Genomic DNA, 20,867 nt, shown 5'->3' with positions numbered 1-20,867 from the left:
TCAGCTGCCCATGGCCGAGACGGGGTTCACGTAGCCGCCGAGGTAGGAAGCCTTGCCTCCGGACCACTGGATGATGTGCTGCCAGGCGTTGCAGACCGTCGTGCTGCCGGGTAGCTGCTTGCCGTCGCAGGTGTACGGGTGGCCCATGAAGTTCGGATGGTTCGACCCGGTACGGAACGCCGAGAGGATCGACGCGGTCGTCAGGTTGTCCGCGATGGAGTTGAGCGCCGCCTGGATGTTCATGACGCTCTGGAACCCGATGGCCGTGATGGAGTCGATGACGACGTCCTTGGGGGCGAACTTCTGCAGCGCCGCCATGTACAGCGTCGCGTCAGGAGTCGAGTTGGGCAGGTCGACCGGGGCGCCCCAGATCATGCCGTCCGCTCCGCCGCCGGCGGCAGCGATGACGCGCGGGTCGGTGCAGGGGTCGACGACGAACACCTTGGCCTTGCTGCCGAGCTGCTTGAGCGTCTTGAGCATGCTCGCGCAGCCGACCGGAGTGGTGACGTACACCATGTCCCGCTTGGCCTTCACCACGGTGGCGGCCTGGGTGCTCACGTCGGCCGCGGTCGGAGGGACCGGCACCCCGGAGACCGGGTTCATGCCGACCTTCTTCATGTTGCCCTGCACCGCCAGACCCGAGCGGGTCCCCTCCGTGTCGGAGGTGTAGACGACGATGCCGCTGTTGACGCCCTGGCTCTTCGCGTAGACGACGCCGGCCGCGTTGTCCGCGCCCGCGATCGCCGAGAAGATCACACCGTTGGTGTAGTTGAGCTCCGCGGGAGTGAAGGATCCACCACCGACGTAGGCCAGGTTGGCCCGCTGCCACACCGGCATGGATCCCGGGGCGCCGGTGTCAGCGCCGCCGATGATGAACGCGGGATGCTTGTCCAGGATCTGGTTGGCGCAGCGAGCCGAGGTTGCCGGCTGGCCGTCGGTCACGCAGGTCACCAGCTTGAGCGGGTGGCCGCCGAGGCCGCCCTTGTAGGCGTTGATGTAGGCGATGGCCGCCTGAACACCTTCACGCATCTCGGGGAAGGTCACCGGGCCCTGCTCGAGGTTGAGCATGCCGACGGTGATCGGGGTCCCGGTCGCCGCGTTCGGCGTCCCCAGGACGTCGGCGGATCCACCGGTGGAGCTCGACGTGGACGAGCCGGTCGAGGTTGCGGGTGCGGAGGACGAGCCGGACGTGGAGCCCGACGAGGAGTTGCTACAGGCGGCTAGCAGCGCGACGGCTGCGACACCCACTCCCCATCGCACGAGGAGCTTGCGCGTCATTCCTGGTCCCTTCGGTTGGTTGGGAACTGTCGTCCCGCACCGGGCGGGGCGTCTGTGCGGGGCTCGGGCCCCGTGTCGGTGGCGGCGACGGACCCCTGGTCCAGCTCACCCATGTAGCTGGCGCGAAGCAGCTCACGGTCCTGCCGCAGGCGTGCGGCCGGTCCGCTCAGGACCATCCGGCCGTGGCTGAGGACGTACGCCGTGTCGGCGACGGACAGGGCGAGCGCCACGTGCTGCTCGACGAACAGCACCGAGGAACCGAAGTCGTCCGCGACCCGGCGCAGCACGGGCAGCAGGCGCTCGACGATCACCGGCGCCAGGCCCATGCTCATCTCGTCGACCATGAGCAAGCGAGGCCGCGACATGAGCGCGCGTCCCACCGACAGCATCTGCTGCTCCCCGCCGGAGAGCAGCCCCGCCTTGCGGTCCAGGCACTTGGTCAGCTCGGGCAGGAGGTCGAGCAGCTCGGACTCGGAGACCCCGTCCTTGGCGCGGGCGAGACGCAGGTGCTCTCTCGTCGTCAGGCCGAAGAAGAGCGCGCGACCCTCGGGGACGAGGGAGATCCCGCGTCGTGCCATCACGTGGGCCGGGGTGCCCGAGGTGTCCTTGCCGTCGACCTTGACCGCACCGCTGATGGGGGGCAGCAGACCGGCGATGGTGTTGACCGTCGTCGTCTTGCCGGCGCCGTTGACCCCCAGCAGGGCGACGACCTCGCCCGGCCCGACCGTCAGGTCCAGGTCCCGGACGACGGGGTTGCCGAAGTAGCCGGCCGACAGTTGCTCCAGGGCGAGCACCGGCCCTGAGGTCCCCGAGGGCTCCCGCTGCTCCATCACGGCGCTCTCAGGCATGGGCGTCCTCCGTCCCGCTGCTGCCGAGGTAGGCGTCGACGACGGCGGGGTCCTCCCGGATCTGCTGCGGCGTCCCGCGCGCGATGATCCGGCCGAAGTCGAGGACGACCACCCGGTCGCAGACGCTCAGCACCAGGCCCATGTCGTGGTCGACGAGCAGGACGCTGACGCCGTGACCGGGCAACGCCCTGAGTCGCTCGCCGAACTCGAGGCTCTCCGCACTGTCCAACCCGGCGGCCGGCTCGTCCAGGAGCACCAGGCGCGGACGCTGAGCGAGCGCCCGACCCACGCTGACCAGCTTGCGCTGCCCGTGCGAGAGATCGGTGGGCATCCGGTGCGCGATCTGCTCGAGCCCCAGCGTCTTGGTCGCCCACGCCACTGCCTCGGTCCCGCGCCTGCGGTGCGGCAGGAACATGTCCGCGAAGGGCGTGAACGGGCCGACTGGTTCGGCCGCCACGAGCAGGTTCTCCTCGACGGTGAGGTCGTTGAACAGCTCCACGGACTGGAAGGTCCGGACCAGGCCCTTGCGCGAACGCCGGTCGGCCTTGACCCGGGTGACGTCCTCACCGGCGAAGAACACCGAACCGGCCGAGGGGCTGTGATAGCCCGTGAGAGCATCGATCATCGAGGTCTTGCCCGCGCCGTTCGGCCCGATGAGCCCCACGACCTGGCCCTCCTCGACGGTGAAGGTGGCGTCGTCGACGGCGACCACGCCCCCGTAGGTCACTCGCAGGCCGCGCACGTCGAGCAGCTGGTCGGCCATCAGTTCCCACCTCCCGCGCCGGCGAGCACCGGCATACCCAGCTGGTGGAGCAAGTCCTCGAGCAGGGACGCGGCGTCCTCCGGACGCTCCGCGGTCCCGAACAGGTAGAAGTCGGGGCGCACCAGCGCAGCGACGATGCCGGCACCGGCGAAGAGGGGGAGGTAGTGCCCGTCCACGTCGGCGACCTGACACAGTCCGCCCTCGTCGACGGGGTCGACGTGGCGCGGGACGACCTGCACGAGGCTGCCCCCGAGCCGGGCGAACGCATCGAGAGCCTCCGCCCCCAGGAAGGGGCGGACGTCGACCGGACCGCTCAGCACGAACCCGGTTCCGACGATCTCGTCATGCAACCCGACCCGTCCGTCAGCACCGCGCACCCGTCCCTGCGACGTGAACGGGGGACCGGACGCGGGCTGGGTCGCTCGTGCGATGCCGGGCCCGAGGGCGGGCGGCGGGACGGGCGGCAGCGCCCGCTCCGGACGGCCGCCCGCCGCGAGCATCGTCGCGTCGCGCGCGGCGACGGCGACAGGGTCGGTCAGGCAGATGACGCGGCCGAGCTCGACCGACATCCCGATCGCGTGCTGCACGTGCGCGGCGCGCTCCGTGGTGTAGGTGTCGAGGACGGACTCCTCGGCGCAGCCGCGCAGCACCACGTCGAGCTTCCAGGCCAGGTTCGCTGCATCGCGTACGCCCGAGCACATGCCCTGGCCGAAGAACGGCGGCATCAGGTGCGCGGCGTCCCCCGCGAGCAGGAGCCGTCCGGCCCGCCAGGTCCGGCAGCAGCGGGCCCGGAAGCGGTAGACGGCGGAGCGCTCCATGTCCGCGTTCTCCGAGGACACCCCCCACCTCTCGAGCAGCGACCACGCGACCTCGTCGGAGTCGAAGTCGTCGGGGTCCTCCCCGGGCAGGACCATGAACTCGAAGCGGCGACGCCCAGGACCGCCGGAGACGGCTGTGGTGGGTCTGGCCGGGTCGCAGAGCTGCAGGTTCTGCGGCTCCCAGACGCGCGACCGGTCGTGGGGGAGGACGTCGACGACGGCCCAGTCGTAGAAGAAGCCACGGTCGTCGACCACGGGATCGATGACGGAACGGACGATGCTGTTGGCGCCGTCGCAGCCGACCAGGTATGCGCTCCGCACCGTCTCGACCTCGCCGTCACGACCCTCGACGTCGACCTCAGCGGACTCACCGGCGTCGCGGACCGCCACGACCGTGCTCCCTCGACGGACGCTGACGGAGGGGAGCTGGGCGACCCGCTCGACGAGCCGAGCCTCGAGGCTCGGCTGGTGGAAGGTCGCGTTCACCGGCCATCCCGACCCCGGCTCGCAGCCGAAGTCGAAGTGCAGGAGCGTCTCGCCCGCGGCGTTTCGCCAGTCGTACTGCCAGGACGGCTCGCTGAACTCCGCGAAGAACGACCCGACGCCGGCTGCGGACAGGACCCGCATCACCTCGCTGTCGAGCACGACCGCCCGGGGCAGCGGATAGGGCTCGTCCTGGCGCTCCAGGACCAGTACCCGATGGCCGCGTCGTCCGAGCAGGGCGGCGAGGGTCTGTCCGACCGGCCCGAAGCCCACGACGACGACGTCCGCGTCGAGGCTTCGGTCCGCAGGCCCGGGCAGGGCGGCGTCAGCCATCGCCCGTCCTCAGGCCGAAGCCACCGAGTCGTGCCCGGCGACCGCGTCGTACCCGGCGACGAGGGGGGTCTCGAGCCGGCCGATGCCCTCGATCTCGGTGACCAGCGTCTCTCCCGGGCGCAGGAACCGCGGCGGGGTCCGCCCGGCCCCGACACCGGCGGGGGTCCCGGTGAAGATGAGGTCACCGGGCAGCAGGGGCAGGATGCCCGACAGGTAGGCCACCAGGGTCGGAACGGAGAAGATCAGCTCCTTGGTCCGGCTGTCCTGGAGCACCTCCTCGCCGATCCACGCCCGGATGGCGAGGTCGTCGGGGTCGGCGAGCTCGTCGACGGTGACCAGCGCGGGACCGGTGGGCGAGAAGCCGGGGAAGGACTTCGCGACGGAGAACTGCGGAGCCGGCCCGCGGCGCTGGATGGCCCGCTCGGAGAGGTCCTGGCCGACCATGAGGCCCGCGACGTGGTCCCAGCCGGCGGCCTCGGACACACCACGGGCCTCGCGGCCGATCACGGCCACCAGCTCGGCCTCGTAGTCCACCCCGCGCGACGGGAGGGCCACCGGCGTGGCCGGCCCGGTCAGGCTCGTCACGAACTTGGTGAACACCACGGGGTACTCCGGGGTGGGGTGCGACGCCTCGGCGGCGTGGTCGGCGTAGTTGAGCCCGATCGCGAACACCTGGCGGGGCTCGGGGACCGGAGCACCGAGGTCGGCCAGGGCGTAGGGCTCGGGCGGCACCGGGGCGGTGGCCAGCCGCTGCGACGCGACCTCCCGGAAGCTGGCCCAGCCGTCGAGCACCGAGCGAGCATCGGGGCCGAAGGCGCCGTCGGTCAGGCGCTCGACGTCCACGGCGCCACCGTCGACCAGGAGCACCGCTCGCCCGAAGAGATTGGCGAGGCGCATCGGGAACCACCCCACTCGAGTCGGCCAGATGTGTCGGCTGGGTGAACTCTGGACCGTTGGTAGCGAAAAGGCAAGAGAAAATCGAAAACCGACGCGAAAACGTGTCCGGAACGCGATCAGCACGCGTCGGGCGCGGGCAAGCCGCTGAAGCGGGCCGGTCAGGCCGTGACGGGCTCGACCCTGGTATCGGCGAGGTAGCGCAGCACGAGGTCGGTCGTGAGCTGGATGTGCGCGGTCATCAGCTCGGTCGCCAGCTCGCCGTCGCGGTCGAGCACGGCCTCGCAGATGCGGCGGTGCTCTGCCGCCGCGTCGCGTCCGGTGTCCACCCGCACCGCGAGTGCGCGGTAGAGCTCCGCCCGGTCGTAGAGCTCACCGCGGATGCGGTGCATGAGCGGGCTCGCGCACCCCGACGCGACGGCGGCGTGGAACTGCGAGTGCAGAACCCGCCAGGCCGGGTTGACCGCACCGGCCGACGTCCGGGCGGGCGTGCCCGCCAGAGCGTGGTGGGAGGCGACGACTGCCGACTCCCAGGCGAGGTCGCCCTCGACCACGGCGCGGCGGATCATCATGTTCTCGACCTCGATCCGCACCCAGGTGAGGTCCAGCAGGGCGTCCTCGGACAGCGGGGTCACGGTGAACCCCACCTGGGGGGTGGACTTGGCCAGGCCCTGCTCGGCGAGACGGGTCAGGGCCTCGCGGATCACCGACAGGCTCACCTTGAAGCGCTGCGAGAGCGGGTTGACGAGCAGCCGTTCGCCGGGTTCCAGGGTGCCGAGGAGGATCTCCTCGCGCAACTGCGCGTGGACGTCCTCGACCAGGGAGGACCCGACTCGCTGGCGTCTCATGCGTGCACTCTAGCCCCAAAATCGAAAATCAGCGAGATTTCGACCACGGGCGTTGGGCACTGACCCAGCGGAAGGTGTTGCGCATGACCACCCGCCCGTCCGGCCGCTGGAACGGCTCGAGCGCGCGAACCAGCGTGGCCCGGACCCGGTCCGCACCCGCGTCCCGGACCGCGCGTGCGCCTCCGGCCGAGCACAACAGTCCCGCCACGGCATCGGAGAGGTCGGCGTAGTCCCAGCGGCACTCCACGGTGCCGCTGCCGGTCGGCGCCAGCCCGGCCGCGCCCATGGCTGCCTCGAGGTTGCCGGCGGCCGACAGGGCGTACGGCGCGTGGTCGGCGGCACGGGCCGGCCGGTTCAGCGCGGCCATCGCCTCGTGGACCACGGTGGACTCGCACAGCTCCGCGGCGGCGAACAGGCTGGCGGCCACCGCGCCCCCGGGCCGGACCACGCGAGCGGCCTCGCGAAACGCGTGCACCGGGTCTGCCGCGAACTGGAAGGCGTTGACCCCGATGACCGCGTCGAAGCAGTCGTCCTCGAACGGCAACGCCTCCATCTCGGCCTCGCGCAGGTCAGCCATCGGCAGGCGCTCACGGGCGACACCGAGCAGGCCCGGGCTCACGTCGATGCCCGACACCTCGGCACCCCGCCCCGCAGCAAGCAGCAGCGCGAGCCCCGATCCGCACCCGACGTCGAGCAGCCGGCACCCCGGCCCGACGGCCGCCGCGTCGAGCACGGCTTCGAACAGCGGCCGGTTGTGCGGCTCGGCGAGATCCGCCCAGGTCCGCGGGTCTCGGCCCCACAGGTCCCGCTGCACCTGCGCGGCGGGGCTGAGGCTCACGCACCCAGGCTAGGGGTTCAGCGCAGGGCCAACGGGTTCACCGGCGAGCCCACCGCGCCGGTGACGGGCAGGGGCGCGGCCACGAGCAGGAACTCATAGACCCCGTCGCTCGCGCACGCCGCGGCGAGCTCGTCCGGTGCCCACATCTCGCCGATGAACAGCCCGATGTGCGGGATCGCGACCTGGTGCAGCGGCTGGAAAGCGACGTCGAACTCGTTCGGACGCACCTCGAACCCCCACGTGTCGGTGGCGACCGCGGCGATCTCGGTGTCGTGCAGCCAGTCGGCCGTGGTGAACGACAGCCCCGGCGCGGGACCGCCCGCGTAGTCCCCCCAGCCGTCGCGGCGGGTCCGCGCGTACTGCCCCGTGCGGACCACGACGACGTCGCCGCGCCGCACCTGTGCCGTCGGGCCCTGGTGGGCGATGGTCGCCTCGAGATGCTCGACCGTGATGGCGAAGCCGTCCGGCAGCTCACCGCCGTCGCCGAACGCCCTCCCGACGTCGAGGAGCACCCCGCGGGAGGCGATCCCGTCCGCCGCGGTCTCGATCCCGGTGACGAGGTCGCCCTTGCTGGTCACCACCTCGGCGGCGTTGCGGCCGTTCCAGGCCTTGCCGTGGTCGAAGATGTGGCCGAGCCCGTCCCACTGCGTGGAGCACTGCAGAGGCATGGCGATCACGTCGTCGGCCCCGCCGAGACCGTGCGGGAACTCACCGCTCAGCGCCTCGAGCCCGGTGTCGAGCATCGTGTGGACCGGGTTCGTCCGGCGCCGCCAGCCCTTCTGCGGGCCGTCCATATCGAAGCGCTGGGACAGCGAATAGGCGTCCCCCAGCCTCACCAGCCCGGCCGCCTCGACCCGCTTCGCGGCGTCGACGAAGTTCAAGGTGCCCCGTACGTCGTCCGCGCCCCAACGGCCCCAGTTGGAGACGCGCGCCGTCGTGGCGGCGATGGCGCCCTCGGGGTCGCCGCGGTCCGGCAGCTGCACGGCCATCAGGACGCCCCGCCCGCCAGGTCGCGGAAGGTGTCGTCGACCCAGTCGGCGATGAAGCTGCCGACGTAGGGCAGATGGTCCAGCCCGATGTGCTCGGCGCCGCCCTCGTCGTGGGTGAAGACGCGGAGGGTGCGCTTGGGGCTGTTCACGGCCTGCTCGTAGGAGCGGAAGGCGTACTCGAGCGGGATCTGGCGGTCGTTCTCGCCGTGCATGACGAGGAACGGCACCGTGATCTTCTCCACCACACCGTCGAGGTGGACGTGGTCGGCCATCGCGAGGAACTCGTCGAGGTCGTCGTATCCCCAGGTCCAGAGCACGTGCTCCCAGTAGTGCGGGACCGGGCGCTCCCCCTCGCGCTCGACCCGCCGGCGCTGCACGGCGCCCCAGTTGTGGTTGGCACCCCAGGCGACGACCAGCGCCAGCCGCTTCTCGAAGGCCGCGGCACGGGGTGCGTAGTACCCGCCCAGGGACCAGCCGACCAGCCCGATACGCGCCGGGTCGATGTCATCGCGCTGCTCGAGGAAGTCGACGCAGGCGGCGGCCCAGACCTCGGTGTCGATCTGCGCCTTGAGTCCGCGAAAGCGCAGGGCCTCCCCGCTGCCGGGGCAGTCGACCATCAGCGTCGAGATCCCGCGCGCCGCCAGCTCGTGGGCGAAGCCCGAGGTGTACATGTGCTCCTTGGTCGAGTCCAGGCCGTTCCACATGATCATCACCGGCCGCAGCACGCCATCGATCTCCGGCGCCTTCGTGAAGTAGGCCGGGAGCGAGGTGTCGCCGTAGGGGACCTCCACCCGCGTCGTCGCGAAGTCGAGGTTGTCGAAGACGGCCTCGGTGAGGTCGAGGCAGCGCTGGTAGGTCGCCATACGCTCGGGGGACCCGGCGGACTGCATGCGTTCGGCGTTGACGAGGTAGTTCGCGGCTCGGAAGAACTTCTGCCCGGCTGAACGGTGGTGGCCGGCCTGGACATCCGCCCTCGCCGACGCTTCGAGCTGGTCGACGACCCGGGTCCAGGACGCCAGCAGCTCGGCGGTGCCGGCGTCCTCTCCTCGGCTCGCGGCCTCCCGCAGGGGCCGGACCGCGCGGTCGACCTCATCGATGAGTCCGCCGCTGTTCAGCACCGCGACCACGCCCAGGTTCCACACGTAGTTGCCGGGGAAGTACTCGAACACGAGGTCATCTCCTCTGGCTGATGGGTGGTTCGTACGTCGGCCGCATGGCGTCCGACACCTGCTTGGCGCCCGCGTGGGCGAAGGCTCCCCCGTCCACCGCGATCTCCGCGCCGCTCACGAACGACGCATCCTCGCTCAGCAGGAAGGCCACGACGGCCGCCACCTCGCGAGGGTGTCCCGTCCGCCCGAGGGGGGTGTCGGCGATCGAGGCGTCGCGGAAGGCGGCCGGGGCGCTGGCCGTCATCGGTGTCTCGACGAAGCCAGGGTTGACCAGGTTGACTCGTACGCCCCTCGGCCCGAGCTCCATGCTGGCGGTGCGGACCAGCCCGCGGACCGCCCACTTGCTGGTCGTGTACGCGAGTGGGTAGTGGCCATTGGTCGACGCCAGGGAACCGACCACCACGACCGAGCCGCCTGCGCGCATGAGCGGGAGGAGCGCCTGGATGGCGAGCAGCGATCCGGCGACGTTGACCGCATGCACCCTGGCGAGGTCCTCGGCACGCACGTCCCCGAGCCGGGCGCGCCAGGTGATGCCCGCGCAGCAGACCAGCCCGTCGACGACGACGCCCGACGACGCGAGCCCGCGGGCGAGGGCGGTCCAGCCGTCCTCGTCGGTGACGTCGAGACGGTGCTGCACGTCCGCCGCCGATGCCTCGACGTCCACGCCGTGCACGGTGGCACCACGCTCGTGAACGAGGTCGACGACCGCAGCCCCGATCCCGGAGGAGGCTCCCGTCACGAGGACGGTCCTCCCGTCGAGGCGGCTCACACCGGAGGAGCGTCGAACAGACCCGGGTCCGGGTCGTTGAACGACTTCCTGGCGACGAACTCGTTCATCTGGTTTGCCGTCCCCCACTGGTCGGCGACGTTCGGCTCGGTGAAGTCGTACAGGTGGGGGTGCCAGGTGTCCTCGTCGAGGGTCTGCATCGCGGTCGTGTACTCGATGGTGTTGCCGTGCGGGTCCAGGAAGTAGGAGAAGGTGTTGTTGCCGGCGAGATGACGGCCGGGCCCCCAGACCTTCTCGACGCCGAGCCGCAGCAGCCGTCCCGTCCCGCGCATGTACTCGTCGAGGCCGCGCATCTCGAACGACGCGTGGTGCAGCGAGTGGTGCGGGCAACGGGCCACGGCGATGCTGTGGTGCTGCGGGTTCATCCGCAGGAACCACATGAGGTTGCCCATGTGGGGGGACATCAGCGTGTCGCTGACCGCGAAGCCGAGGTGGTCCACGTACCACTGCACCGTGGCCTCGGGGTTCGCCGAGTTGAACACCACATGCGAGAGGGCGACCGGGATCGACTCCCCCTCCTCGATGCGTCGGTGCTGGCGGACGGCGACCTCGGCCGAGACCTCCACCGTGCGACCGTCGCCGTCGAAGAAGCGGAAGCCGTAGCCCCCGCCCGGCGTGGCCAGGGCCGCGGGCTCGGTGACGAGCTTCGCGCCCGCGGTGCCGAGTCGCTCGGCGAGGGCGTCGACCGACGCGCGGTCCGGGGCGCCGAACGCCACGAGGTCGACGCGCTTGTCACCCTGGCGCAGCCGCACGGCGTACTGCTCCGGCGACCCCTCGGCCGCGAGGAAGGCGATCCCGGTGTCGCCGGCCACCTGGGTCAGCCCCCACGTTCCCGTGTAGAACCCGAGCTGGGCGTCGAAGTCGGGTACGGCCAGGTCGATGTGGCGCAGGTGGGTGATGAGTCGGTCGGTCATCGGGTCTCCAGGTCGGCGTGACGGGACGTGCTCAGGCGGGTTGCGACACGAGGCCGAGGACGCGACCGAAGAGTCCGGGCAGGTCGCCCTGCTCGTGGGCCAGCTGCCACTCGGCCACCTGCACCGAGCCCTCGACGACCGTGCGCGCCCGCGGGATCCGGCGGTCCGTGAACGCCGTCCACAGCTCGTCGTCGAGCTTGTCGCGGGCGACGAGCAGCTCGGCGAGGACGGCCGCGTCCTCGAAGGCCATGGCGGCACCCTGGGCGATGGTGGGCGGGCAGGTGTGCGCCGCGTCGCCGATGAGCACGACCCGTCCCCTGTTCCAGGGAGCCTCGAGCAGGTGGTGCTCGAACCACGTGTAGTTGATCTGGTCGGGGTCGCTGAGCGACTCGCGGATCTCCACCCACGGGCCGCCGTACGACGCCGCGAGGTCGCGGACCACCTCGAGGCTCTCCTGCGGCGACAGCGTGCTGCGGTCCTGGGCGTCCTCGACGAGATAGGCGTAGAGCGAGTCCTCCGAGGTGGGGCAGTAGCCGGCGATGTAGCACCTCCCGCCGTAGGTCAGGTCCGTTCGCGTCACCGACGCCGGGCGCGGTGCGAACACTCGCCAGATCCCCATGCCCAACGACCTGGTCTCCAGCGGGATCCCGAGCAGCCGCCGCGTCCACGAACGGATGCCGTCCGCGCCGACGACCAGGTCGTAGCGGCCGGTCTGGCCGTCGGAGAAGTGCACGTCCACGCCGCCCTCGTCCTGCACGAGCTCGTTCACGGTCGTGTTGAACCGGAAGGTCGCACCCAGGGAGGTGGCCCGCCGGACCAGGATGCGTGCCAGCTCCGGCCGGAACATCCCCATGGTGGCGGGGTACTTCGGGCCTCCGGTCTTGGCGTCGACGATCTCGGCGAGGATCGTCCCCTGCGGGTCGGGAGCCCGGATGCCCGTGACGTCGAAGCCGTAGCCGTGCGTCGCGCACTCGTCGTACACCCCCAGCTGGTCGAGCACCCGCAGCGCGTTGCCCTGCAGCGTGATCCCCGACCCGAGGGCGGCGACGTCGGGCTTGATCTCGGCGACGTCGACGGCCACCCCCGACTCTGCGAGCAGGATCGCGACGGCACTCCCCGCCGCACCGGCGCCGACGACGAGGACGTTCTGCACTGCGGGCATGGGCTGGCTCCCGGGATGGAGGCGGGCGTGGCGACGTACGTCCGCTGTCGGCGCACCACTGTGCCGAGGCTCGTCCGGCGGCGGAAGTCGATGCTTGGTATGCCTGTCATCCGTCCCGCGGATGCAGCTCAGCCACGGTTGGTGCGGTCGAGCAGCTCGAGCAGGTTGCCCTCCGGGTCGGCCACGAAGGCCATCCGCACGCCGGGCTCGGGCGAGGGGCGCGGTGACATCACCGGCCGGGCGCCGAGCGAGATCACCCGCTCGAACGTCGCGTCGACGCCGATGACGTCGAAGGCCACGTGCCCGTACGCCTCCGACAGCGCCGCTTCCCCCGGGTCGGCGGGGCGCAGGCCCGGGGCCGAGCCCGGGCGGTGCAGCAGCTCGAGCCGGTCGCCGTGCTCGGGATGGATGAGCATGACGATGTCGAGCTCCAGCGCCTCCACGCGCAGCGCGAGCTCGCGCTGGTACCCGAACGCGGCGCGATACCACGACTCGGCAGCGGCGAGGTCGCGCACGGCGAGCCCCACGTGGTCCAGCCGCGGTTCAGCCATGGACGTTCAGCCCCGCGGCGTCGGAGGTGAGATAGGACGCGAACAGCTTGTTCGGGTCCCGGTGCGCGCGGATCGCCTCGAGCCGCCGCAAGTTCTCCTCCGACAGGAAGCGGTCCTGCCGGCGGGTGAAGTCGGTGTCGCCGAGATAGACGCCGACACCTCCCGCGGCCGCGATCTCCGCCGTGCGCGCGTGCACCCACGAGCGGTACCTCTCGTCGTCGGCAGGGTCGGTGTAGATGGCGTACGTCGCCACGTAGACGTTGCCCTCCACCGAGAACGCCATGTCGGGCAGCGCGCGTACCGGCGCCCAGCCGTACCAGATGGAGAAGGAGTGGCGCGTGTCGAGCTCGCTCCACAGGCGAGCGAGCAAGGGGGCCAGCGTCTCGGCTGGGGCGTCGGTCCACGTGCAGTCGACGGCGTAGCGGTGGTCCTCCGGGTTCTGTGCCGTCTGCGCGAGGTTCTCCTCCAGCACCGTCGTCCGGCCCTGCACGTGGCCCAGAGCGGAGGCGGCGAGCGGCGCGGCCTCGAACGCCGCCACGAGGCGGCGCACCTCCTCCTCGGACTCGCCCATCACGGTGGTGTGCAGCAGCAGGACGGTCCCGCCCGGGTGCGAGACACCGTCGAACAGCGGGACGTCGGGAAGCCTGGTCGCCGCGACGACCGGCTCGACGCGTCGGTCGAGCGTCGGCAGCACCTCGTGCAGCCAGGTGAGGAGCGGGACGGCGTCCTCGAGGCGGAAGGTCCAGGTGTCCTGCCACATGAGCGGGTATGCCGGGTACGTCTGCAGGTGGAAGCGCGCGACCAGGCCCGGGAAACCCGGGCCGGCGCCGCGGGCCGCCCAGTACAGGTCGCTGTTCTGGGCCGCGTCGGCACGGACCAGCTCACCGTCCGCGGTGACGACGTCGATCGCGACGACGCTCTCGCAGGCCCACCCCTTGGCCCGGCCGTTCCAGCCCTGCCCGCCCTGGAGCAGGTAGCCGCCGATGCCCACCGAGGAGCAGTGCCCGCCCGGGAACGCCCGCCCGCGTTCGGCGAGGAACGGGGCGAGCTGCAGCCCGCCCTTGGTCGCCGGGCCCGCGACGACGACGCCGCTGGCCTCGTCGTAGTCGATGGAGTCCAGCGCGCCGAGGTCGATGAGCAAGGCGTCGTCGCGCACGCTCCAGGCCGCCCACGAGTGGCCGCCGGAGCGCACGCTGACTCGCCAACCACGCTCGGCCGCGAGCCGTACGCCGGCGACGAGGTCGGCCTCGCCCGCGGCGAGCAGGATCGCGGGCGGGTAGCGGTCGGGCTTGCGGGCGTTGAAGATCCGGCCCACCCGCGCGTCCTCGTAGCCGTCCTCGCCCCGCAGAAGGAGTCGGCCCTTGGTCGTCGTGCTCATCCCACCACCGCCGCTCCGCCGTCCACGGGGATGTTGGCGCCCGTCACGTGCCGGGCCTCGTCGCTCGCCAGGAAGAGGATCGCGTTGGCCACGTCCTCGGGCTGGCCCCACCGGCCCAGCGGCACCCGGGCTCGGATGGCGGCCGCGGGGCCCTCGGGGTCGTGCAGCATCGGGCTGGTGTGGGGTGTCTCGGTCATGGCCGGGCTGACCGCGTTGACCCGGATACCGTGCGGCCCGCCCTCGACCGCGAGCTGGTAGGTGAGCGCGAGCACGCCCCCCTTCGCGGCACCGTGGGCGTTCTGCGGCATGAAGAACGCCCCCCGCGAGCCGGAGATCGACCCGACGTTGACGACCGAGCCGCCGCCTCGCGAGCGCAGGTACGGCCAGGCGGCCCGGGTCACCAGGAAGACGATGTCCAGCTCGTTGCGGATGGTGAAGGCCCAGTCCGCGTACGACAGCTCGTCGATCGCGCCGAACCGGATCGCCGAGGCGTTGTTGACGAGGACGTCGAGCCCGCCCGCGAGCCGCACCCCCTCATCGACCCAGCCCCGGGCGCCGTCCTCGGTCGCCAGGTCGACCGGCGCGACGGCGTCCATCCGGCCGCCAGCCGCACGGACGAGGTCCACCGTCTCCTGCGAGGGGCCGGGGTTGAGGTCGCAGCCCACCACGTGGGCGCCCTCACGGGCGCACACCATCGCGGTGGCGCGCCCGATGCCGCCTCCGGTGCCGGTGACGAGCACCGCCCTGCCCTCGAGTCGGCCCATCCGCAGTCTCCGTTCACTCTGTGGAAGTAACATTCTCAGAGTGAGAGCGTCGGCCACAAGGGCCGGCGCCGGACCAGCGGCAGGATCAGGCCATGAAGCTCACCCACCTGGGGCACGCGTGCCTGCTCGTCGAGACCGACGACGCCCGGCTGCTCCTCGACCCGGGCACGCTGTCCGGCTTCGAGGACGTGCGCGACCTCGACGCCGTGCTGGTCACCCACCAGCATCCGGACCATCTCGACCTGCCCCGGCTCCACGCGCTGCTCGCCGCCAACCCGCGAGCCGGCCTGATCGTGGACACGGACACCGTCACCGCGGTGGTCGGGCTGCCCGAGCACGCCGTGGTCGGGCCGGGCGACCGGCTGACGTACGGCCGGACGCGGGTGGACGTGCTCGGCGGGCTGCACGCCCCGGTGTACGCCGACGTGCCGGGCTGCACCAACGCGGCCTACCTGCTCGACGACGGGGCGTTCTTCCACCCCGGTGACTCCTTCACGCTCCCGGGGAGGCCGGTCGACGTGCTCGCCGTGGCCGTCGACGCCCCCTGGCTGAAGCTCGCCGAGGCCGTCGACTACGTCCGTGCGGTCTCGCCCCGCGTCGCGGTCCCGATCCACGAGGGGGAGACGACCGACCCCGGCAAGTACGCCGGCATGCTCGCGGCGTTCAGCCCGGACGGTGTCGTCCGCGCCCTCCCCCGGGGAGGAGCGCACGAGCTCTAGGAACCGTCGTCCGCCGGCACCACCAGGGCCGACCCGTCGAACCGGACGCCTCGCAGGTCGGGGACCGCGAGGTCGACGTCGAGGGCTCGGGCCCTCGGCCCCACGCCCAGGACGCCGGCCGCCCGCGCCGCACGGGCGGCGGCCACGCCGGCGGGGGCGTCCTCGACGACGACGCACGACGTCGGCGGGACTCCCAGCCGCTCGGCCGCCAGCAGGTACGGCTGCGGGTCCGGCTTGCCTCGGACGACATCGTCCGCGGTGACGAGCACGTCCGGGACGCGCAGGTCGGCCGCGCGGATCCTGGACCGGGCCAGCACGGACTCCCCCGAGGTCACGACCGCCCAGCATCCGGCGCCGAGTGAGTCCAGGATCTCCCGGGCGCCGGGCAACGCCGTGACCGAGTCGGCGTCCTCGCGCTCCATCGCCACGATCAGCCGCAGCGCCTGCTCGCAGCGCGACGGCGGCAGCCACGCCGCGACCGTCTCGGCGGCGGGCCGGCCGTGGACGCCGGGCACGACCTCCGCCGGGTCGAGGCCGTAGCGGGTGGCCCACCTCGTCCAGGTGCGGGTCACGCTGGCGTCGGAGTCGACGAGCACCCCGTCGCAGTCGAGCAGCACCGCGGCGCACGCCAGCCGGTGGCTCATCGGCTTGCTCCCTTGTGCTCTCGCTTGGCGGAAAGTATGTTCACAGAGCGAGAGTTGTCCGTCCCCCGGAGAGGCAGCCCATGGACGTCGGCCTGGCCATGACCGCTCGCAACCACCCGGACCACCCGCGCCCGCTCCCCGAGGTCTACCGCGAGGTCGTCGACGAGGCGGTGCTGGGCGAGGAGCTCGGGTTCCGCAGCTGGTGGCTGGCCGAGCACCACTTCGCCGAGGACCAGCACAACCCCTCCCAGTTCCCGCTGCTGGCCGCCGCGGCCGCGCGTACCAGCACCATCCGCCTGGGGACCTACGTGCTGCTGCTGCCACTGCACAACCCGCTGCGCGTCGCCGAGGACGCCGCCACCGTCGACATCATCTCCGACGGACGGCTCGAGCTGGTCATCGGCGCGGGCCCGATGCCCAACGAGTGCGCGGTCTTCGGCGTCGACCCCAAGGCGAACTTCGCGCGGACCTACGAGGCGCTCGAGGTGATCGAGAAGTGCTTCACCCTGGATGAGTTCACTCACGAGGGCAAGCACTTCTCGTTCACCGACGTACGGCTGACGACGAAGCCGGTGCAGCCGGGCGGGCCGCGCATCTACATCGCGGCGCTCGGCCCGCAGAGCATGGTGCGGGCGGGCGAACGGGGCTACAGCCTCGGCTCGATGGTCCACTCGCCGCTGTACCCGAAGTACCTGGAGGCGCAGACCGAGGCGGGGCGGGTCCGCGGGCGTGACTACCGGCTGCTGTCCGGCCCGCTCGGCGTCCACGTCGCGCCGACCCGCGAGCAGGCCTGGGACGAGGCCGAGGCCGCGTTGTGGTGGTGGGTCGAGTTCTATCGCCGCCGCGGCTTCCCCATGCCGCTGCCGCCGGTCGGCGAGCTGCGGCACTCCCCCCACGCCGCCATCTACGGGGTGCCGTTCGCGGTGGGCACTCCCGACGACGTGCTGCAGACCCTCTCGGCCTACCGCGACCTGCCGATGGACGAGATGGCTGTGCAGTTCCACCACCCGGGCATGGCGTACGAGCCGGTGGCGCGCTCGATGCGGATGTTCGCCGCCGAGTGCCTGCCCGAGATCGCCTCCTGGCACACCGAGTGGGACGGGTCCACCGAGATCCACGACCTGCGGGCCGGGCACTGAGGCTCAGCCCGGCGCGCCGGACCACGAGCGCTCGAGACCGTGCACGAGGGCGACCATCGCGTCGTGCAGGGGGGTGACGACCCCGACCGCGCGCCCCTGAGCCGCGATGCCGCCGTTGAGCACGTCGACCTCGGTCGCGCGTCGGGCGAGGACGTCCTGCAGCATCGACGGCTTGTGCCAGAAGGCGACATCGATGGCCTCCTGGACCGACGCGGCGGGCTCGCGGGTCAGCACGATCCCCGCGGCGGCGCAGACGGCGAGCGCCTCCTCGACCAGCCGGTCCACCTGGACGCGCAGCCGCGGGTCGGTGCACACCTGGCCCACGGAGAGCCCGGTCAGCGCGGACAGCGGGCTGGTGGCGGCATTGAACACGACCTTGGTCCACTGGGGACCGCGTGCGTCGGCGAGGGCGTGGGAGACGAGCCCGCCCTCGCCCAGCAGCGCGGCGAGGTGTTCGACGTCGGCCATGGGCGCCGGGCTCGGTTCGAAGGGGCCGAACCAGGAGTCCCCGCGCGCGTCGTAGCGCACGACGCCCGGCTCGGTCACCGCACCCGCCGTCACGATGCTGCCGCGGATGACCCGGGGCAGCACGGCGGCGATGGCCTCCTCGTTGCCCAGTCCGTTCTGCACGCTGGCCACCGACGCGGCCTGCAGGGCGGGACCGGCTGCGCTCACCGCCGCCGCGGTGTGCTCGGACTTGGTGGCCACGATGGCGAGGTCGCAGGCCGGCAGCCCGCTCGCGTCGGTGAGCGCGTGCACGGGGGCGACGAACTCCTCGAGCCCGGTGACCCGCAGCCCGGCTTCCTGGATGGCGCGCACGTGCTCGGCCCAGGGATCCACCGCCCAGACCTCGACGCCCGGGACCCTGGCGAGGTGGGCGGCGTACAGGCTGCCGATCGCGCCGCAGCCGAGGACGGCGACCCGGGTGGCCGGCGGCTCGCTCATCCGGCGGCGACCTCACGGGCCAGCTCGCCGCAGCGCCTGGGCTCCGCGCCGCCGATCCCGAGCCCGCCGACGACCACGCCGGCCTCGACCAGGGCGAACCCGCCCGGCGCCGCGAGGAAGGGAGCGGGGTCGAGCGCGGGCAGCGAGGGCGTCGCGTCGGCGTACCGGTCGGCGACCTCCTCACTCGGGCAGCCGAACCGAGCCGCGGTCGCCGCGGTGGCCAGCGCGACACCGACCCCGGCCGCGACGGCGTCATCCATCCGGTCCTGCTGGATCGGGTCGCCCCCGCGGTCCACCACCGCGACCGACACGCGCAGTCCGCGCTCGGCCGCGGCCTCGAGGACGCGGTCGCAGAGCGCGCGTGCCCAGGCGAGCTGGAGCTGCCGCGCCGCGGCCGGCGCGGGGGCGGTGCCGAGGCTCTCCGTCGGCGCGACGACCAGGTCGCCGAAGCGCGCCTGCCAGCGCGCCCGGTCGTCCCCGTGCTGCCCGACATAGGGCACCCCCAGCGCGTAGGCGATGAGCAGGTCCTCCGGGTTGGCCGGCTCGCCGTCGGCGCTGACCACCTCGGGCGCGACGTCAGCGGGCAGGAACGGGCTCACCGTCGCACCCGAGGCCGCGATCCCCGCGACCACCACGCCGTCCTCGTCGCGCACCGGCAGTCCGCCCGCACCGGGGAAGACCGCCTGCGGCGAGACCTGGACGAAGCCGGCCGAGATCGGCACCGGCAGGCCGGTCATCCGGTGCAGGTGCTCAGCGCTGGGGATCTGCTGGGTCGCGGAGATCCACGCCTTCGAGGCCGCCCGGGCCATGCCTCCCGGCCCGCCGTGGTCGAGGCGGGAGGCGGTGACGAGCGCCCCGCTCGCCCCGACGACCGCGATGCCGCCGCGCAGGCCGAGCTGCTCGGCCTTGTCGACCGCGCGCTGGACCAGGTGCCGGGCCTGCCCCAGCGGCAGGTCGCGCGGGTGGGCGGCGGACGCCATGCTCAGGCGCCGACCATGTTGTAGCCACCGTCGGCGACCAGGTAGCCGCCGGTGATGTGGCCGGCGTCGTCCGTGGCCAGGAAGAGCGCCGCGCCGGCGAGCTCGGCCGGTCCGGGGATCCGGCCCATCGGCGTCATGGCCCGCAGCTGGTCGCCGCGGCCCGACTTCCAGTCCTCGCGACCGAGGGTCGCCTCGGTCTCGATGAAGCCCGGCGCGAAGATGTTGACCCGAACGGTCGGCGCGAAGGCGTGCGCATAGGACTTCGTCGCGCCCAGGAGGCCGTACTTCGCGGCGGCGTACTGCGGAGCCCGCGCGCTGCCGCGCACGATCACCGTGGACCCGATGTTGACGATGCTGCCGTGCCCCTGGTCGAGCATCCGCCTCCCGAACTCGTGGATGCACGCCATCGTGCCCTTGATGTCGACGGCCAGGACGTGGTCGATGGACTCGGGCGTGATGTCCCGCCACGACATCTGCTCGCGGGCGACGTCGCCGACGTTGTTCACGAGGACATCGACCTGCCCCATCGCGGTGAAGGCCGCATCCGCCAGCGCCGAGACCTGGTCCCACTCGACGATGTCGGCCTGCAGGAGCACGGCCTCCGAACCCTCGGCTCGTACGCGCTCCGCCGTCCGCTCGGCCCCGGCGGCCGAGCTGCGGTAGTGCACGCCGACGACTCGGGCGCCCTCTTGGGCGGCGCGGACCGCGATCTCGGCGCCGAAGCCGGTGCCGGCTCCGGTGACGACGACCGAGCGGCCGACGAAGCGACGGGGCACCGGGACGGGAGCGAGGGGCACGGCAGGTCCTTTGGCGTGGGGGATGGGTCAGACGAGGGTTCGTCCGCCGTCGACGTAGAGCACCTGCCCGGTCACGAACCGGGCCCGGTCGGAGACGAGGAAGCTCACCGCGTCGGCGACCTCCTCCGGTCGGCCGAGACGGCCCGCGGGGACGAGGGACTCCAGCTGGGCACGGTGCCCGTCGGTGTCGAGGTAGGCACGGGTGAGGTCGGTCTCGACATAGCCCGGGGCGACCGCGTTGACGGTGACCCCCGCCGCCGCCCACTCCCGGGCCATGACGCGAAGCATCTGGTTGATGCCACCCTTGCTCGCGGCGTAGGGGGCATGGTGGGCGTGTGCGAGCAGGCCGGACACCGAGGAGACGAAGACCATGCGGCCGTACCCCGCAGCCACCATGCGCCTGCCGACCTCCTGGCCGAGCCACCACGCGGTCGAGAGGTTCAGCGTGATCAGCTGCTGCCAGTCGTCGTCGCCGAGGTCCAGGACCGGCCGTCGGCTGTTGCGCCCCACGGCGTGCAGGAACACCTGGGGCGTGCCCACGAGGTCGGCGGCGTCGGCGACCGCGCCGCGGCTGCCGTCGGGCGTACCGACGTCGCGGACGAGCGTGCGGATGGGCGAGTCGGCCCGCTTCGCCTCCAGCGCCACGGTCTCGAGGGTGGCCGCGTCGCGGTCGATGAGCACGACGGCGGCGCCCGCAGCCGCCAGACTGAGGGCACTGGCGCCGCCGAGCCCGCCGGCGCCCACGACGAGGGCGGGCCGGCCCACGAGCCCCAGCCAGTCCGTCATCGACGTCCCCTCGGATGTATTCTCGTATCGTGAAAGTCGG

Annotated in this window: 22 protein-coding genes; 2 read left to right on the top strand and 20 right to left on the bottom strand. The window is 72.4% G+C overall.

Annotated elements, in window-relative coordinates; genetic code table 11:
- The 15 genes from VMI11_04275 to VMI11_04205 form a co-directional block, all read right to left on the bottom strand.
- Entirely contained in the window at nucleotides 1-1,278 is a 1,278-nt protein-coding gene (locus tag VMI11_04275) for an ABC transporter substrate-binding protein (GenBank protein ID HTY71625.1), read from the bottom strand.
- A complete protein-coding gene (locus VMI11_04270; protein HTY71624.1) occupies nucleotides 1,275-2,126 on the bottom strand; it encodes an ABC transporter ATP-binding protein in 852 nt (283 codons plus the stop codon). Before VMI11_04270 ends, VMI11_04275 begins: the two co-directional genes overlap by 4 nt.
- A complete protein-coding gene (locus tag VMI11_04265) occupies nucleotides 2,119-2,889 on the bottom strand; it encodes an ABC transporter ATP-binding protein (protein HTY71623.1) in 771 nt (256 codons plus the stop codon). The genes VMI11_04270 and VMI11_04265 overlap by 8 nt, the downstream gene beginning before the upstream one ends.
- On the bottom strand, nucleotides 2,889-4,523 hold the full coding sequence (locus tag VMI11_04260) for a bifunctional 3-(3-hydroxy-phenyl)propionate/3-hydroxycinnamic acid hydroxylase (GenBank protein HTY71622.1): 1,635 nt from the start codon (nucleotides 4,521-4,523) through the stop codon (nucleotides 2,889-2,891). The genes VMI11_04265 and VMI11_04260 overlap by 1 nt, the downstream gene beginning before the upstream one ends.
- A 9-nt stretch (nucleotides 4,524-4,532) precedes the next feature.
- On the bottom strand, nucleotides 4,533-5,420 hold the full coding sequence (locus VMI11_04255; protein HTY71621.1) for a fumarylacetoacetate hydrolase family protein: 888 nt from the start codon (nucleotides 5,418-5,420) through the stop codon (nucleotides 4,533-4,535).
- Between the two features lie 158 nt (nucleotides 5,421-5,578).
- On the bottom strand, nucleotides 5,579-6,265 hold the full coding sequence (locus VMI11_04250; GenBank protein ID HTY71620.1) for a GntR family transcriptional regulator: 687 nt from the start codon (nucleotides 6,263-6,265) through the stop codon (nucleotides 5,579-5,581).
- Nucleotides 6,266-6,293: 28 nt separating this feature from the next.
- Nucleotides 6,294-7,103: a class I SAM-dependent methyltransferase gene (locus tag VMI11_04245; protein HTY71619.1), complete on the bottom strand. Its 810-nt coding sequence runs from the start codon at nucleotides 7,101-7,103 to the stop codon at nucleotides 6,294-6,296.
- Nucleotides 7,104-7,120: 17 nt separating this feature from the next.
- Complete coding sequence (locus VMI11_04240; protein ID HTY71618.1) at nucleotides 7,121-8,092, bottom strand: cyclase family protein; 972 nt, start codon at nucleotides 8,090-8,092, stop codon at nucleotides 7,121-7,123.
- Complete coding sequence (locus tag VMI11_04235) at nucleotides 8,092-9,261, bottom strand: alpha/beta fold hydrolase (protein ID HTY71617.1); 1,170 nt, start codon at nucleotides 9,259-9,261, stop codon at nucleotides 8,092-8,094. The genes VMI11_04240 and VMI11_04235 overlap by 1 nt, the downstream gene beginning before the upstream one ends.
- 4 nt (nucleotides 9,262-9,265) lie before the next feature.
- Nucleotides 9,266-10,030 carry an SDR family NAD(P)-dependent oxidoreductase gene (locus VMI11_04230; protein ID HTY71616.1) on the bottom strand — a complete coding sequence of 255 codons (765 nt, stop codon included), beginning with the start codon at nucleotides 10,028-10,030 and terminating at the stop codon, nucleotides 9,266-9,268.
- The gene (locus tag VMI11_04225; GenBank protein HTY71615.1) at nucleotides 10,027-10,962 is read right to left on the bottom strand and encodes a VOC family protein; all 936 of its coding nucleotides are present in this window, start codon (nucleotides 10,960-10,962) and stop codon (nucleotides 10,027-10,029) included. The genes VMI11_04230 and VMI11_04225 overlap by 4 nt, the downstream gene beginning before the upstream one ends.
- 31 nt (nucleotides 10,963-10,993) lie before the next feature.
- Nucleotides 10,994-12,124 carry an FAD-dependent monooxygenase gene (locus VMI11_04220; GenBank protein ID HTY71614.1) on the bottom strand — a complete coding sequence of 377 codons (1,131 nt, stop codon included), beginning with the start codon at nucleotides 12,122-12,124 and terminating at the stop codon, nucleotides 10,994-10,996.
- 128 nt (nucleotides 12,125-12,252) lie between these two features.
- Nucleotides 12,253-12,675, bottom strand: coding sequence for a VOC family protein (locus VMI11_04215; GenBank protein ID HTY71613.1), 423 nt, complete (start codon nucleotides 12,673-12,675; stop codon nucleotides 12,253-12,255).
- Nucleotides 12,668-14,053 carry an FAD-binding oxidoreductase gene (locus VMI11_04210; protein HTY71612.1) on the bottom strand — a complete coding sequence of 462 codons (1,386 nt, stop codon included), beginning with the start codon at nucleotides 14,051-14,053 and terminating at the stop codon, nucleotides 12,668-12,670. The genes VMI11_04215 and VMI11_04210 overlap by 8 nt, the downstream gene beginning before the upstream one ends.
- Entirely contained in the window at nucleotides 14,050-14,817 is a 768-nt protein-coding gene (locus tag VMI11_04205) for an SDR family NAD(P)-dependent oxidoreductase (GenBank protein HTY71611.1), read from the bottom strand. The genes VMI11_04210 and VMI11_04205 overlap by 4 nt, the downstream gene beginning before the upstream one ends.
- Nucleotides 14,818-14,909: 92 nt before the next feature.
- On the opposite strand from VMI11_04205, the gene VMI11_04200 reads away from it, so the two are divergent.
- Complete coding sequence (locus VMI11_04200; GenBank protein ID HTY71610.1) at nucleotides 14,910-15,536, top strand: MBL fold metallo-hydrolase; 627 nt, start codon at nucleotides 14,910-14,912, stop codon at nucleotides 15,534-15,536.
- Here the strand turns inward: VMI11_04200 and VMI11_04195 are convergent.
- The gene (locus VMI11_04195; GenBank protein HTY71609.1) at nucleotides 15,533-16,180 is read right to left on the bottom strand and encodes an HAD-IA family hydrolase; all 648 of its coding nucleotides are present in this window, start codon (nucleotides 16,178-16,180) and stop codon (nucleotides 15,533-15,535) included. The genes VMI11_04200 and VMI11_04195 overlap by 4 nt on opposite strands.
- An 80-nt stretch (nucleotides 16,181-16,260) precedes the next feature.
- Between VMI11_04195 and VMI11_04190 the strand changes: the two genes are divergently transcribed.
- Nucleotides 16,261-17,319 (top strand): LLM class flavin-dependent oxidoreductase, encoded by a 1,059-nt coding sequence (locus VMI11_04190; protein ID HTY71608.1) that lies wholly within the window; start codon nucleotides 16,261-16,263, stop codon nucleotides 17,317-17,319.
- 3 nt (nucleotides 17,320-17,322) lie between these two features.
- Here the strand turns inward: VMI11_04190 and VMI11_04185 are convergent, their stop codons facing one another.
- From VMI11_04185 to VMI11_04170, 4 genes are read right to left on the bottom strand one after another with little or no spacing between them, the layout of a single operon-like run.
- Nucleotides 17,323-18,264, bottom strand: a complete 942-nt coding sequence (locus VMI11_04185) for a 2-dehydropantoate 2-reductase (GenBank protein HTY71607.1) — start codon at nucleotides 18,262-18,264, stop codon at nucleotides 17,323-17,325.
- Entirely contained in the window at nucleotides 18,261-19,244 is a 984-nt protein-coding gene (locus tag VMI11_04180; protein HTY71606.1) for a heme-binding protein, read from the bottom strand. Before VMI11_04180 ends, VMI11_04185 begins: the two co-directional genes overlap by 4 nt.
- A 2-nt stretch (nucleotides 19,245-19,246) precedes the next feature.
- Nucleotides 19,247-20,041, bottom strand: coding sequence for an SDR family oxidoreductase (locus tag VMI11_04175; protein ID HTY71605.1), 795 nt, complete (start codon nucleotides 20,039-20,041; stop codon nucleotides 19,247-19,249).
- A 27-nt stretch (nucleotides 20,042-20,068) separates the two neighbouring features.
- Nucleotides 20,069-20,827: an SDR family oxidoreductase gene (locus VMI11_04170; GenBank protein HTY71604.1), complete on the bottom strand. Its 759-nt coding sequence runs from the start codon at nucleotides 20,825-20,827 to the stop codon at nucleotides 20,069-20,071.
- Between the last annotated feature and the right edge of the window lie 40 nt (nucleotides 20,828-20,867).

This window comes from Actinomycetes bacterium, assembly GCA_035506535.1.
Classification (GTDB): domain Bacteria; phylum Actinomycetota; class Actinomycetes; order DATJPE01; family DATJPE01; genus DATJPE01.
Note: the sequence above shows the minus strand (reverse complement) of the source record. Positions and strands in the feature narration are given on the sequence as shown.

Coding starts and splice junctions, on each gene's coding strand:
- VMI11_04275 (HTY71625.1), bottom strand. CDS start 1,278: ATGACGCGCAAGCTCCTCGTGCGATGGGGAGTGGGTGTCGCAGCCGTC.
- VMI11_04270 (HTY71624.1), bottom strand. CDS start 2,126: ATGCCTGAGAGCGCCGTGATGGAGCAGCGGGAGCCCTCGGGGACCTCA.
- VMI11_04265 (HTY71623.1), bottom strand. CDS start 2,889: ATGGCCGACCAGCTGCTCGACGTGCGCGGCCTGCGAGTGACCTACGGG.
- VMI11_04260 (HTY71622.1), bottom strand. CDS start 4,523: ATGGCTGACGCCGCCCTGCCCGGGCCTGCGGACCGAAGCCTCGACGCG.
- VMI11_04255 (HTY71621.1), bottom strand. CDS start 5,420: ATGCGCCTCGCCAATCTCTTCGGGCGAGCGGTGCTCCTGGTCGACGGT.
- VMI11_04250 (HTY71620.1), bottom strand. CDS start 6,265: ATGAGACGCCAGCGAGTCGGGTCCTCCCTGGTCGAGGACGTCCACGCG.
- VMI11_04240 (HTY71618.1), bottom strand. CDS start 8,092: ATGGCCGTGCAGCTGCCGGACCGCGGCGACCCCGAGGGCGCCATCGCC.
- VMI11_04225 (HTY71615.1), bottom strand. CDS start 10,962: ATGACCGACCGACTCATCACCCACCTGCGCCACATCGACCTGGCCGTA.
- VMI11_04220 (HTY71614.1), bottom strand. CDS start 12,124: ATGCCCGCAGTGCAGAACGTCCTCGTCGTCGGCGCCGGTGCGGCGGGG.
- VMI11_04215 (HTY71613.1), bottom strand. CDS start 12,675: ATGGCTGAACCGCGGCTGGACCACGTGGGGCTCGCCGTGCGCGACCTC.
- VMI11_04210 (HTY71612.1), bottom strand. CDS start 14,053: ATGAGCACGACGACCAAGGGCCGACTCCTTCTGCGGGGCGAGGACGGC.
- VMI11_04205 (HTY71611.1), bottom strand. CDS start 14,817: ATGGGCCGACTCGAGGGCAGGGCGGTGCTCGTCACCGGCACCGGAGGC.
- VMI11_04200 (HTY71610.1), top strand. CDS start 14,910: ATGAAGCTCACCCACCTGGGGCACGCGTGCCTGCTCGTCGAGACCGAC.
- VMI11_04195 (HTY71609.1), bottom strand. CDS start 16,180: ATGAGCCACCGGCTGGCGTGCGCCGCGGTGCTGCTCGACTGCGACGGG.
- VMI11_04190 (HTY71608.1), top strand. CDS start 16,261: ATGGACGTCGGCCTGGCCATGACCGCTCGCAACCACCCGGACCACCCG.
- VMI11_04185 (HTY71607.1), bottom strand. CDS start 18,264: ATGAGCGAGCCGCCGGCCACCCGGGTCGCCGTCCTCGGCTGCGGCGCG.
- VMI11_04180 (HTY71606.1), bottom strand. CDS start 19,244: ATGGCGTCCGCCGCCCACCCGCGCGACCTGCCGCTGGGGCAGGCCCGG.
- VMI11_04170 (HTY71604.1), bottom strand. CDS start 20,827: ATGACGGACTGGCTGGGGCTCGTGGGCCGGCCCGCCCTCGTCGTGGGC.